The sequence below is a fragment of the Paenibacillus sp. FSL H3-0457 genome (assembly GCF_037981725.1).
GTDB classification, from domain to species: Bacteria; Bacillota; Bacilli; order Paenibacillales; family Paenibacillaceae; genus Paenibacillus; species Paenibacillus amylolyticus.
The window spans coordinates 1,438,134-1,449,884 of sequence record NZ_CP150283.1; the positions used below are offsets into that span (position 1 = coordinate 1,438,134).

The 11,751-nt window shown below is 49.9% G+C and carries 15 protein-coding genes; all 15 read left to right on the top strand.

Annotated features, from left to right (window positions below; genetic code table 11):
* The first annotated feature begins 91 nt into the window (after positions 1-91).
* The 15 genes from MHH25_RS06390 to MHH25_RS06460 all read left to right on the top strand — a co-directional run bounded on the left by MHH25_RS06390 (position 92) and on the right by MHH25_RS06460 (position 11,704).
* Positions 92-526: a hypothetical protein gene (locus MHH25_RS06390; RefSeq protein WP_017690174.1), complete on the top strand. Its 435-nt coding sequence runs from the start codon at positions 92-94 to the stop codon at positions 524-526.
* A gap of 182 nt (positions 527-708) precedes the next feature.
* Positions 709-2,382: a hypothetical protein gene (locus MHH25_RS06395; RefSeq protein WP_340019511.1), complete on the top strand. Its 1,674-nt coding sequence runs from the start codon at positions 709-711 to the stop codon at positions 2,380-2,382.
* Between the two features lie 56 nt (positions 2,383-2,438).
* Positions 2,439-3,071, top strand: coding sequence for a LysM peptidoglycan-binding domain-containing protein (locus tag MHH25_RS06400; RefSeq protein WP_340020459.1), 633 nt, complete (start codon positions 2,439-2,441; stop codon positions 3,069-3,071).
* Positions 3,068-4,054 carry a phage portal protein gene (locus tag MHH25_RS06405; RefSeq protein WP_340019512.1) on the top strand — a complete coding sequence of 329 codons (987 nt, stop codon included), beginning with the start codon at positions 3,068-3,070 and terminating at the stop codon, positions 4,052-4,054. Before MHH25_RS06400 ends, MHH25_RS06405 begins: the two co-directional genes overlap by 4 nt.
* Positions 4,047-4,457, top strand: a complete 411-nt coding sequence (locus MHH25_RS06410) for a hypothetical protein (RefSeq protein ID WP_076327326.1) — start codon at positions 4,047-4,049, stop codon at positions 4,455-4,457. The genes MHH25_RS06405 and MHH25_RS06410 overlap by 8 nt, the downstream gene beginning before the upstream one ends.
* Entirely contained in the window at positions 4,450-4,905 is a 456-nt protein-coding gene (locus MHH25_RS06415) for a DUF2634 domain-containing protein (protein ID WP_340019513.1), read from the top strand. The genes MHH25_RS06410 and MHH25_RS06415 overlap by 8 nt, the downstream gene beginning before the upstream one ends.
* A gap of 4 nt (positions 4,906-4,909) precedes the next feature.
* On the top strand, positions 4,910-6,049 hold the full coding sequence (locus MHH25_RS06420; RefSeq protein ID WP_340019514.1) for a baseplate J/gp47 family protein: 1,140 nt from the start codon (positions 4,910-4,912) through the stop codon (positions 6,047-6,049).
* Positions 6,050-6,186: 137 nt separating this feature from the next.
* A complete protein-coding gene (locus tag MHH25_RS06425; RefSeq protein ID WP_036668845.1) occupies positions 6,187-6,777 on the top strand; it encodes a YmfQ family protein in 591 nt (196 codons plus the stop codon).
* Positions 6,777-7,691, top strand: coding sequence for a pyocin knob domain-containing protein (locus tag MHH25_RS06430; protein ID WP_340019515.1), 915 nt, complete (start codon positions 6,777-6,779; stop codon positions 7,689-7,691). Before MHH25_RS06425 ends, MHH25_RS06430 begins: the two co-directional genes overlap by 1 nt.
* Positions 7,692-7,712: 21 nt before the next feature.
* Positions 7,713-8,300 carry a hypothetical protein gene (locus MHH25_RS06435; RefSeq protein ID WP_036668847.1) on the top strand — a complete coding sequence of 196 codons (588 nt, stop codon included), beginning with the start codon at positions 7,713-7,715 and terminating at the stop codon, positions 8,298-8,300.
* A gap of 281 nt (positions 8,301-8,581) precedes the next feature.
* Positions 8,582-9,001 carry a DUF6838 family protein gene (locus tag MHH25_RS06440; RefSeq protein ID WP_036668849.1) on the top strand — a complete coding sequence of 140 codons (420 nt, stop codon included), beginning with the start codon at positions 8,582-8,584 and terminating at the stop codon, positions 8,999-9,001.
* A gap of 124 nt (positions 9,002-9,125) precedes the next feature.
* Positions 9,126-9,335, top strand: a complete 210-nt coding sequence (locus MHH25_RS06445) for a hypothetical protein (protein ID WP_036668853.1) — start codon at positions 9,126-9,128, stop codon at positions 9,333-9,335.
* A complete protein-coding gene (locus MHH25_RS06450) occupies positions 9,335-10,651 on the top strand; it encodes a phage tail sheath family protein (protein ID WP_340019516.1) in 1,317 nt (438 codons plus the stop codon). Before MHH25_RS06445 ends, MHH25_RS06450 begins: the two co-directional genes overlap by 1 nt.
* 1 nt (position 10,652) lies before the next feature.
* A complete protein-coding gene (locus MHH25_RS06455) occupies positions 10,653-11,111 on the top strand; it encodes a phage tail tube protein (protein ID WP_017690162.1) in 459 nt (152 codons plus the stop codon).
* 170 nt (positions 11,112-11,281) lie between these two features.
* The gene (locus tag MHH25_RS06460; protein ID WP_340019517.1) at positions 11,282-11,704 is read left to right on the top strand and encodes a phage portal protein; all 423 of its coding nucleotides are present in this window, start codon (positions 11,282-11,284) and stop codon (positions 11,702-11,704) included.
* The last annotated feature ends 47 nt before the right edge of the window (positions 11,705-11,751 follow it).

The following is an 11,751-nucleotide window of genomic DNA, read 5'->3' on the forward strand; positions in this document are numbered from 1 at the left end:
CCGAGATGATCTCGGTCTCTTTGTTGTCTCTACAGGCTTGGAAGCTGGCATAGATAAACCCATTTGTGAAATAAGAAGGAGATAACACCCGATGAGTATGAATGAAAATATGTCCGAAGAACAGATTTTGGATCAGTTGTTTGAAGCAGCAGAACGTTTGCCAGAGGAGAATGTGCGCATTCAGCGTCTGGATCTGCTGTTGACCTTGCGTGGACTGACGTCCTCCAAAGTGGATCACATTCGCGAACGCTGTACCATTCGTAAAACGACCAAAGGCCGCACCGAGGAAAAGGTGGACACCGAAACATTTAACGCGCTGCTCATTTCTGAAGCAACCGTGAAATTAAAAGTCCGCAGCCTGGAATTGTCCGGCTGGGGAGACACCCGCATTACAGGCCGCATGAAGTTGTCCGGTGGCGAACAGGCGGTACGTCGTATGTTGCTCGCTGGTGAATTGGATGCCGTAGGTGATAAAGTGCTGGAGCTGTCCGGCTTTGGTGTGGAGATTGAAGACCTAAAAAACTGATTCACTCCGGCGGAATGACCACGTTCCTGTATCACATGTGGGTGCGTCATCATCTCCGGCCCGGAGAGTTCTGGTCTTTGCCACGTGGGGAACGCTCGCTGTTAATTGCGTTCTCGGAAGAGGAAATGTCAGCGATAACTTCGCAAATGAATCGATAACGAAATAGGCTAGGAGGTGAAAAAATGGCAGAAATGATTGTAGGTTTGTCCAAATCCAATGCGGAAATGCGGACAACCCTTCGTTATCTGGATCAGATTCAGCGTTCCACGGAACGTCTGGGCAGAGTTCGTTATCAGAGTCTGATCAAGGTGAATAATGAGCTGAGAATGACTGGGCGCAGACTGGAAAGTATCTATAGTACCGCTGTACGCTTGAGTCGATTGAGAATCACACCAACGATTGGTCTTAATGATCAAGCTACTCCAGTACTCCATGGTTTGATTGGGAAAATGAAACAGATTCGTTCTAAGCTGTTGCACGCTACAGCCAAAGTACAGTTTAAAGTCAGACATCAAATCTCAGGAGTATCCGTTAATGTAAATTCTCAGCCACTGATGGATGCTTTAAATACGAATACGATATCAATTCTTAAGCTTAGTGCCAAACTGGATTCTCTTAATATTGCAGCAGGAGGAAAAGAGGAGAAACCGAAAACTTTTTTGCAGAAGATGAAAGGTATGTTTGATCGTGGGAAATCAATCTCATCTGGTGTGGGGAAAGTCTTTGATGCAAGAAATAGTGGGAAGAAGCTATGGAAAGAAATCACAACACCTGCCACACCGGGGAATAAATTTAAAAAGGCGTTCAAGGTTACAAAACGTGGGGCAAAGTTTGTGAATGATTTCTCGTCCGCAGGGTCCGATTTGATCGGTGGATTCGATGGATTGTGGGGCGATGTAAAAGGTCTCTTTGGTGGAGGTGGAAGCGGAAGTGGGGCAGGAGGCAGTGGTGGGTCTGGCATCATAAGCAAGCTTGGTGGCAACCTCGTTAAAGGAGCGGGAAAATTGTTCGCTCCACTCCGTATGTATAACAATATTAAAGAACTTGCAAGCGCCCCACCTGAGGATCGTGCTCGTGCGGTGGGTTCGGTTGCTGGTAATGCAGTAGGAACAACTATTGGTACCGTACTTGGCAGTGTAATTCCAATTCCGGTGGTTGGGAACATGCTGGGCGGTTCAATAGGCGGTTGGCTGGGTGAAAAGGCAGGCGGTTGGCTGGGTGACAAGGTAGGTGGATTCCTAAAAAACAACGCGGAAGACATCTCAAAAGTAGCAAAATTTGCTTCTGAGGGAGCGAGTTACGTGGCGGAGAAAACGACGAATTTGTTCAATGGGGTTGCAGGTTTTTTTGGTTTCGGTTCTAAAAAGGAAGAGCAGACCGCCCCAGCCGCAGCGGTCATAACGTCACCCTCAACACCTGTAGCAACGCAGACACCACCCCCTCCACCGATAGCACCTCAGATGCCGCCTCCATACAGGCCGGCAGTTCTATCGATCACCGGTCCAGAAGCCTACATGAACAATCGATTTGGTTCACCGACGGCTGCGGGTCTTATGGGAACAAGTGTGATGCAATCCCAAGCGGTAGCAAAGAATAACGCGGGTCAACCCAATGAGAAAGCTTCGCCGCTCACAGTGCGTATTTCCGAAGAACAGATGAGCAGTCTTGCAGGTTACCTTAAGGATTTCAAAACGGAAACGACGAACCAGATTGCTGTGAATATTGCACCGGGTACGGTACAAGTGACCGTTCGGGAGAACGCTATTGATTATGACGCAGTTTCTCATCAGGTGGGGCAACGTATCTCTGATGAGTTCCGCCGCGCGATGCAAAATCGCAAAACAATTATGGCCTAAGCAGAAAGGAGGCCGCAGATATGTCAGTACTTGAAGATAAAGTTGGTCCTAACAAAATGTCATTTACGTTGAAGGACGGCAACACTCCATTTCAATTCCCAGTGAACCCGGAAGAGGTGAGTATTTCCAGGTCCAAAGGGTATGAAACGATTAATATGCTGGAGCATGGCGAGTTTGATTTTGCGCAGGGGGAGAAGGTGAAGGAGATCACCTTCTCTTCTTTTTTTCCAAAAGAGTATGATGCCTTCTATTGCATGGACAAAGAAGATTTTCCAGATCCGAGGGTAGCGATGAATATGCTGAATACGTTTCTGGTATCGAAAAAGCCGCTGCGTTTCATCATTTCAGAGACGGGCGTGAACGTGCCTGTTTTTATTGTTTCGCTTAATTCGAGCTTTCGTGGGGGGGAGACAGGGGATATTTATTTCGACCTGACCCTACGCACCTGGCGGGATTCCAAGGTGGAGAAGGTGGGCTCTGCGGCATCCGCGAGCAAGTCAGGTTCGCGTACCGATTTGAAAAAGAACAGCAAGACCTACACCGTCAAATCTGGCGACTCCCTGTCCAAAATAGCAAAGCTTGAGCTGGGTAGCAGTTCCAAATGGAACGAGATCTACAAGCTCAACGCAAAGGTCATCGGGAGTGATCCAAACCGGATCAAGCCCGGGCAAAAGCTGGTGATGCCATGACCTACAAGGTCATTGTCGACGACAAATACGACATCACCAAGTTGGTGGAGACAATTACGCTGAAGGATTCGCTCGACCAGATTGCGTATCAGGCCAACATCCGACTGGCGGTGTCTGCATCTTCCGGTCTGCCTTCCATCTCACCGGGCATGGCAGTGCGGATTAGCGGGGTTCCTTTTGGCGAAAAATCCATGGTTCACTTGCTGCATCCTGCGGTCATCTGGGAGGTGGAGAGTTCCAACAGCGGCACCAAGCGGCTGTCTCTCACGGTGTACGACCGGATGATTTATCTGGAAAAATCAGAGGACGAGTTCCTGTTGCCAAAGGATCAGACGGCTACGCAGCGACTTAAAACCTACGCCAAAGAGTGGAAGATTCCATATGCTACGCTGCCAGAAACCAAGACAAAGCTGGGAAAAGCCGTGTATCGGTCACAGACGATCTTCTCGATGATGTTTGCAGATCTGAAGGAAACGGCGAAGTCCGGCGGGGAGATGTATCATCCCCGGATGACACCCGGCGGGTTGCAGCTCTTCCAGGTAGGAAGTAATGCAAAGGTGTATGAACTTGATCGACTGATTGATCTGACCCAGATGCGTACACTCGAAGGGGCGGTTACCAAAGTTAAAGTGATGGCAGCGTCGGAGTCTACGAGTGGTAAAGAGGTCCCTTCCAAAGTGCTCGCGATTGAGCAGAATGGTGTGGAAGAACTGGGTACATTGCAAAAGCTGGTTGAGGACGATCAGGTGAAATCGACAACCGCGGCGAAAAAACTGGCGAAAAGTCATCTGACGGGTATTCAGGAGACCTTTACGATATCCGCACCGGATGTGAATACGATCCGCGCTGGAGAAGCAGTGTTGTTAAAAGGGCTGAAACTGATCGTCATGTCGGTTAGCCGTGATCTGTCTGCCGGACCTGGAACGATGACGTTAGAGCTGGGGACGGCTGAGCTGGTGAAAAGGAGGTATTACCTTGAATAAAGATGATCCGTACGGGCATTTTGCCGACGTCATGCGGGGTGCGATGAGTACACATTCCCGTCAGGCCGTGAGCGGGCTGGGAGCAGTACTGGGTACGATGACCTCATCCGGCGTGAAGCTGGATGATTTCAAGCACGAAGTGCAGGATTATCTCGTGGCCGAGTTGCCGGGCACGCTTGGACTGCCGGAGCGCGAGGCTGCTGGCGCGATTTCCGGTATACCTGACGTGGCAAACGGCGGAACGACGGGCACGGGACGGTTTCTTTTGCAAAAAGAGGAAGTGGAAGAAACGGTGTTGTCTCTTGGCAAAGGTCTGAAAGCGGGAGATCGCGTACTGGCGATGCGCGTGAATGGCGGTAACGACATTGTGGTGCTGTGTAAGGTGGTGAGTGCGCATGCCTAGTTTGTTCCCGGAAACGGGTGTGGTATGGGGAGATGAGGAGGATCTGTCGGGGGCGGAATCGGAAGAGGTACGCTTTGGACGGAGCTGGCGATTCGATTACGATGCAGGGGATTTTGTATTGACCCCCAGTGGTAAAGTCGCTGCGGCTGGTGGGCATGAAGCGTGGGTACAGTGGTGCATCAAGGCCGTCAAAACGCCAAGATACAGACATGTGATCTATTCCCGAAACTATGGTTCGGAGCTGGAGGATCTGGTGGGTCAGGGTGACAGCCGGGGTGTGATGGAAAGTGAGATTACTCGGATGGTGACGGAGACGTTGCTGGCTGATCCACGCACGGATTCGGTAGACCAGTTCACGTTTGATTGGAATCGGGAGCAGTGCATGTTCTCGTGTCGGGTGGCGAGTGTGCAGGAAGAGATGTTTATTCTGGAAAGTGAGGTGATCTGACGGGATGGCTGAGATTCCGCGTTATTTGGAGGACCAGACGGAGGAACAGATTATGCAGCGCATGCTGGATCGTCTGCCCGCGGATCTGGATAAGTCGGAAGGATCGTTTCTGTGGGATGCGGAGGCTCCGGTTGCGTTTATGCTGTCTGAAGCGGCATTGTGGGCGCAGGAATTACTTCGGCGAGGGTTTGCTAGTACTGCGGCGAGCAGTGATCCAAATTTTCGTTCGGAAGAGCTGGATCTGCGGGCAGGAGAGCACGGCATCACGCGGCGGGCTGCTGTGGCGGCACAAGGTGCAGTGAGGTTCATGGGTACGCCGGGGAAAGTTGTGCCTGTGGGCACGGTCGTGGCTACACTCGCGGATGAAGTATCTGCTGAAGCTTCGCTCGAATATGAGACGGTGGGGCGTATGGAACTGGATGCAGAGGGCTCCGGGGTGGTAGGCGTGCGAGCGCTTGTTGCCGGAAAAGAAAGCAATGTGCCTGCGGGCACGGTAACTGTGCTGTCTACACCTGTAAGTGGCGTGACTTCTGTCACGAACGTTGATGTGATCAAAGGCGGTGCAGATATTGAGGCAGACACGGCGTTGCTGGAACGCTTTTATGCCAAAGTCCGCAATCAGGGGACCAGTGGCAACAAGTCGCAATATGTGCAATGGGCCAGTGAAGTACCAGGTGTAGGCGCAACGCGTGTCATTCCTTTATGGCAGGGGCCAGGCACGGTGGGATTGTATCTGTTAGACACGGACAAACGTGCTGCGGGTACCGATCTGGTGGCGGCTGTGCAGAAGTACGTTGACCCCACGCAGGATGGACAGGGTGAAGGCGTTGCACCGGCGGGGCCAGTAGTGTCTGTGATGTCGGCGGTGGAAGTGCCGATGAATATTCAGGTGAAACTGACTCTGGCAAGTGATGCGACACTCGCCGATGTACGAGCATTGATCGAACGCGGGGTGACCGCGTATCTGAAACAGTTGGCTTTTGCCGATCCACTCGTTCGTTACACTCGCATTGCTGCGATCCTGCTGGACATTCCGCCCATTATCGACTATTCGGAGCTTACCGTGAACGGTGTGAGCGACCAGAATATTGAGATAACCGCGAGTCAGGTGGCGGTTCTGGGGACGGTGGATGTGCATGAGTAGTGTTGGGCAGATGGTGGACGAAGAAGTAGTTTTGGAGTGCGGAGACCAAGGAAGATTGGGAGAAGTACGCCGATCTGAGTTAGAGCTGGTGAGCGAGACGTTTCATGATGATGTGCAAGGAAGGGAGGGGACAGGGCATGAGTGCTCCTTCTATTGTAGATGTTGGACTGACGAGTGAGAAAGGGCGGGAGCTGTTCTCGTATTTGCCAAGGTATTACGAGACTTCGCGTGTCATGCAGGCCGATATGCAGGCCAAAGGCAGTGAAATGGATCTGCTGTACAAGGCGCTGGATGAGACGCTGGAGCAGTTTTTTGTCCGCACGGCGACGTGGGGGCTGGACTTCTGGGAAGAAGAGCTTGGCATTGAGACGGATCGTCTCAAACCTGTGGAACAGAGGCGTGCCGTAGTGGAGTCGAAGCTGCGTGGTGCCGGGAAGTTCTCTGGCAGGTTGGTTTCGAATGTGGCTGAGGCATATGCCGGGGGCAAGGTGGATGTAACTTTTCAGCCGGGAGCATGGAGTTTTACGGTGAGCTTTGTGGATACGATGGGTATCCCGCCCAATATCGACGATCTCAAACGTGCGATTGAAGAGTTGAAACCGGCCCATATGGCCGTGGAATATGAGTATCGTTATCTGATCTGGGACGATCTGGACGACAAACAGATGACTTGGGATGAACTGGACACCGCGTCCTTGACGTGGAATGAACTGGAGGTGTGGGCGTAATGCCACAAGAAACCGATCGATTGAAATTACCTCTTCCTTTGGGGAACGAAAGAGTGACCCGGGATAGTATTAGTATGATTTTCGAAAAGATTGATGCTGGTGTTGCAACGCAAGAGGATTTGGATGCGCTCCGTGAAGCGGTGAGTCATATGGATATTCCTGATGCGTCGTTGACGCAAAAAGGGAAGGTGCAGTTGTCAAGCAAGACGGACGGTACGTCCGAGACGGTGGCTGCGACGGAAAAGGCAGTGAAAGCGGCTGTGGACAGTGCCATTCAAAGACTGATTCCAGATACTCGTGGAGTAGCTACAAAGCCGAGCGATTATCGTAAAAACATCGCATACTCATTTAAATCAGGCTCAATGATTGGCTTACCCGCCGAACTCTATGTCGTATTACATGGATTAAAGGGCTGGAATGATGACAGCGGAGGTGTCACTCACGAATATGCTTCTGGCGGAACGACAGGAGGAATGTACCATCGTACTGGTACGACTGCTAACGATACCTGGGGGCCGTGGATGCAGATTGTTGATCAAGGTGCACCGTGGCAAAAGCGTAAGTTAACTGAAGATAATGGTCTTTCAATCAACGTCAGTAATGGGAATGCCAATAATTTAGTCGCTGCAGGGTTCTATGTTGGTGAGAATATTGCCCATGCACCAACAACCGCGAGTGGTGCATGGTGGTATATCGAAGTTCAGGCAATGTCTTCTGATAGTTGGGTTATTCAAAAAGCCTATGATTTATTTAGTGCAGGATCATTCAGAATGCGAATTAAAAGCAATGGAACTTGGACAGCATGGTCACAAGACCTTTTTCAATCTTTACTTGATGCTAAGAACAGGCACATTATTTCATCTGCTGCACCTTCTGGCGGAAACGATGGCGACATCTGGTATCAATACTCATGATAAAGGGGAGGAGAATAACGCATGGCTTTAGGCGCTAAGGTGGGTGGCACGTGGAAAATGCCCAATAGAGTGTCTGTCAAGGTTTCGGGGACTTGGCGGGGTGTCCAACAAATTTATGCGAGAGTCGGGGGAGTATGGCGTCCCATTTGGTCCACTGTACAGACTATGCGGAAAGGTTCCGTATGGGGCAGCAATTCATATGTGGCCAAACAATCGGACCATGTGGAATGTTACGCATACAACCCAAGCACAGGCGGCGGTGAGGCGGCCGTAGTGACAAGCACACCAGTGGATCTGACCAACGTAACTAACGTTGTATTTGATTTTGCATTGGAAGGTTCATCCCACATCCAATCAGATGGGATTTTCATAGCGTCAACGGACCAAATGGGAGGCGGCGGTACATATAACGCCCGAACATATCGGGGTTCACTGACGACAAGGACCACAATCAGCTTGAGTGTTTCCAACCTGTCCGGGTCCTACTATTTGCGGGCGCACGCTTCAAACAACAGCGGCGTAGCCACATGGAAATGCGTTCGCCTTTACCGGATCTTGCTGGATAACAAAGAGATTTGGAACGCCAGTGTGGGCGGTTCTTACTCTTAATAAGGAGGCATGATCATGTCTGATTATAATTATGTGCAATACCCAAGGAAACCGGTAACGCTGTGAGATTGATATCCGGTGCCCAAGACGGAGAAGTAAAGTCAGCGACGAGTTCACATACACGGGTATTAATTGTAGATGATGAAAACGGGGGTGGCGCCAATTACGTCTTTCATATGGCATGTGAACTTACATTTAAAGCCGTTAGTCTGGATATCGAATCTTGGTAGATAGGAAAAACTTAACTAATCTCAATCTCACCAATAAAAAGGAGGTGAACCATGACAACAAACCAATTAACCGACTCTATCGCTACAACACTCACGCAGCACTTTCCGAAAATCCCGATCCTCCCGCAAACGGGCACTAGTTCCACCCCGGGCATCTCCTACCGCCTGCTGTACGCCCAACTCACCCGGGAACGCAGCGATCGCTTCGTGCAATATCACGCCTATGAAATTCGCTGGCTAGGAGCAGACAATATCCCGGGTACCCTACCAGACCAGCTGTTCGAAGCATTGGAAACCATCGACGTGGAGGGCACTCCCTATCGTGCAACGGAAATGCGTTGGGAAACGGAAACCGATATGCCGCGAATGCTGGTGTACTATACCATGCGAACCACCAAAGTGTCGGAGTCCGCCGCTACCATGCGACAATTGGAACAGCGACCTACCGCACTTAAAGCTACGAGAGAATAACTATATAAGTTCAATGTAACGAAGGTTGTTCTGCAATTGGAGTGGCTAGTGTAATTTTTCTTTAAATGAACTTAAACAACCAAATGAGGGGATCAACATGAAAGGAATAGGAGGCGCATTGGCAATGTTTACGAAAAAAGAACCGGAACCTAAAAATCTGGAAGCTCAACAGAAAAACAACCAAAAATACAGCAAAGCACAGTTCGCCGAATCCCGGCAACTCAGCCGGATCGAGAAAGATATTTTGGCAGCAGTTCTGCTGGAACAACAAACATATACCTTACAAGAAGCACAGCAACACATCCAACAATTTATGAATGGGGAGGCACAATAATGGCTGGAGGAACATGGACGACACAAAACAAGGTACGCCCCGGCGTATATATGAATTTTGCATCAGAGGGTTCATTGCCGGGTACGGTAGGGGATCGGGGAACGGTGGCATTGGCCCTTCCATTGTCATGGGGGCAAACAGGCTCAATCCTGACGGTACAAGCAGGTGAAGATGTACAAGCCAAATTGGGCTATGACTGGACAGCACCTCAATTACTGCTGATTCGTGAAGCTTTGAAACGGGCACAAACCTTGCTCCTTTATCGTCTCAATGCGGGTACAAAAGCAAAGGCAACATTGGATAAACTGACGGTAACTGCTCAACACGGTGGTGTGCGTGGTAATGATCTGGCTGTTGTAATCTCCGCAAATATCAATGAACCGGAAAAATTGGATGTCTCGACTTTGCTATCGGGTAAAGAAGTGGACAAACAAACTTCGTCCACCATCGAAGCTCTGGAATCCAACGCATACGTCACATTTACTGGTGAAGGTGCACTCACAGCTACAGCATCACTTCCACTAACAGGTGGCTTGGATGGTACAGCAACGAACCAAGAGCATGCTGATTTCCTGACCAAGCTGGAAGTACTGGATTTTAACACGGTCGGTCTGATTTCAGACGATGCCACACTCAAGTCAGTCTACACAGCCTACATCAAGCGCTTGCGTGATACCGAGGGCAAGAAGGTGCAACTGGTTTTGTCCGATTATCCGGCTGCAGATCATGAAGGTATCATCAGTGTCAAAAATGGTGTTGTGCTCGCAGATGGCACCGTCCTTACGCCGAAACAAACAGTAGCATGGACTGCCGGTGCAACAGCGGGTGCTAACCTGAATGAATCCCTGACGTTCCGTGCGTATGACGATGCCGTGGATGTGAACGGACGACTGACACATACCGAGACAGAAGCAGCATTGCGTAATGGCGAGTTTGTGTTTACGGCTAGCAGCAACCGCGCAGTGGTAGAGCAGGATGTAAATACTTTCCGTTCGGTGACACCGGATAAAGCACGTCATTTTGCCAAAAACCGTGTTGTCCGTGTACTTGATGGTATCGCTAATGATATGAAACGGATTTTCGAGTCCTACTATATCGGCAAAGTGAACAATAACGAAGATGGGCGCAGCCTGTTCCGTTCCCAATGTGTCACTTATCTGAAGCAACTTCAGGATATTGGTGCCATTCAAAATTTTGATTCCAAAACAGATATCACTGTTGCTCCGGGCAATGAAACTGACAGTATTCTGATCGAGATTCAGGTCCAACCTGTGGATTCCGTTGAAAAAGTATATATGAAAGTGAAGGTGGTTTAAGATGGCATTTTTGAAAGCAAGCGACACAATCTCCGGCCAGGAAGGCCGCGCATACGCAACGATTAACGGACAGACGGAAGAAATGTTCTATGTGAAGACGCTGGAAGCAACCGTGGAGAAACAAAAAGCAGAGGTCAAAACCTTGGGCCGTCGCGGTGTACAGCACAAAGCAACCGGATGGTCCGGTTCGGGCTCCATGACAATCTTTTATACCACTTCCCGTTTCCGCGAGCTGATGCTCCAGTACATGCAGAATGGTGTGGACACGTACTTCGACATTGAAGTGACCAACGAAGATCCTTCCTCTACGATTGGCAAACAGACGGTGACCCTCAAAGGCGTCAACCTCGACAGTGTAATCATGGCATCCCTGGATACCGAGGCTGAGGCGTTGGAGGAAGAAGTGAGCTTTACCTTTGAAGATGTCGATATGCCTGTATCGTTCAATCTGCCGAAGTAATGTAGCGTGAAAGCATAATGATTTGAGATTTATAAAGAGTATAAATTTACAGCGGGTTTGTAAAAGAAACCTGTTCAACTTGCCTGTGTTACGGGCTATTTGGCGTGTCAGAATATTGTTCTTCGCCGCTTCGTGCGGCGGGGGACCTAACTTTAGAGGAGGAACAATACATGAGTGGATTGAGTATGTTTTTTGCCCAAAATGCAGCAACAGATACAACGGAGGAGTTTACCGTATCCCCCCGATTTAAAGATGAGAAAGGCGAGCCGGTTGCTTGGAAACTGCGCAGCATGACCGAGGACGAAAATCAGGAATGCCGCAAGGCAGCTACTCGCAAAATCAAGGGCAAGAATGGTGTCTACACACCCGACATCGATGCGAATGATTACATGGCTCGCCTGATGAGCGCAAGTATAGTATTTCCCGATTTGAAAAACGCAGAACTCCAGCGTTCATATGGCGTGATGGGGGCGGAATCGCTTTTGCGGAAAATGCTGTTGCCTGGGGAATTTGCTTCGCTTGGCGAACAAGTCCAGAAGCTGAACGGCTTCAATCAGGACATGAACGAACTGGTGGATGACGTAAAAAACTAATTAAAGAGGGCGATTCCGAAGCCAATCTGGCTTATTACGCTCTCCAT

What these genes read in the sequence shown, in the direction of transcription:
- MHH25_RS06390 (WP_017690174.1), top strand. Translation starts at nt 92, where the DNA reads ATGAGTATGAATGAAAATATGTCCGAAGAACAGATTTTGGATCAGTTG.
- MHH25_RS06395 (WP_340019511.1), top strand. Translation starts at nt 709, where the DNA reads ATGGCAGAAATGATTGTAGGTTTGTCCAAATCCAATGCGGAAATGCGG.
- MHH25_RS06400 (WP_340020459.1), top strand. Translation starts at nt 2,439, where the DNA reads ATGTCATTTACGTTGAAGGACGGCAACACTCCATTTCAATTCCCAGTG.
- MHH25_RS06405 (WP_340019512.1), top strand. Translation starts at nt 3,068, where the DNA reads ATGACCTACAAGGTCATTGTCGACGACAAATACGACATCACCAAGTTG.
- MHH25_RS06415 (WP_340019513.1), top strand. Translation starts at nt 4,450, where the DNA reads ATGCCTAGTTTGTTCCCGGAAACGGGTGTGGTATGGGGAGATGAGGAG.
- MHH25_RS06420 (WP_340019514.1), top strand. Translation starts at nt 4,910, where the DNA reads ATGGCTGAGATTCCGCGTTATTTGGAGGACCAGACGGAGGAACAGATT.
- MHH25_RS06425 (WP_036668845.1), top strand. Translation starts at nt 6,187, where the DNA reads ATGAGTGCTCCTTCTATTGTAGATGTTGGACTGACGAGTGAGAAAGGG.
- MHH25_RS06430 (WP_340019515.1), top strand. Translation starts at nt 6,777, where the DNA reads ATGCCACAAGAAACCGATCGATTGAAATTACCTCTTCCTTTGGGGAAC.
- MHH25_RS06435 (WP_036668847.1), top strand. Translation starts at nt 7,713, where the DNA reads ATGGCTTTAGGCGCTAAGGTGGGTGGCACGTGGAAAATGCCCAATAGA.
- MHH25_RS06440 (WP_036668849.1), top strand. Translation starts at nt 8,582, where the DNA reads ATGACAACAAACCAATTAACCGACTCTATCGCTACAACACTCACGCAG.
- MHH25_RS06445 (WP_036668853.1), top strand. Translation starts at nt 9,126, where the DNA reads ATGTTTACGAAAAAAGAACCGGAACCTAAAAATCTGGAAGCTCAACAG.
- MHH25_RS06450 (WP_340019516.1), top strand. Translation starts at nt 9,335, where the DNA reads ATGGCTGGAGGAACATGGACGACACAAAACAAGGTACGCCCCGGCGTA.
- MHH25_RS06455 (WP_017690162.1), top strand. Translation starts at nt 10,653, where the DNA reads ATGGCATTTTTGAAAGCAAGCGACACAATCTCCGGCCAGGAAGGCCGC.
- MHH25_RS06460 (WP_340019517.1), top strand. Translation starts at nt 11,282, where the DNA reads ATGAGTGGATTGAGTATGTTTTTTGCCCAAAATGCAGCAACAGATACA.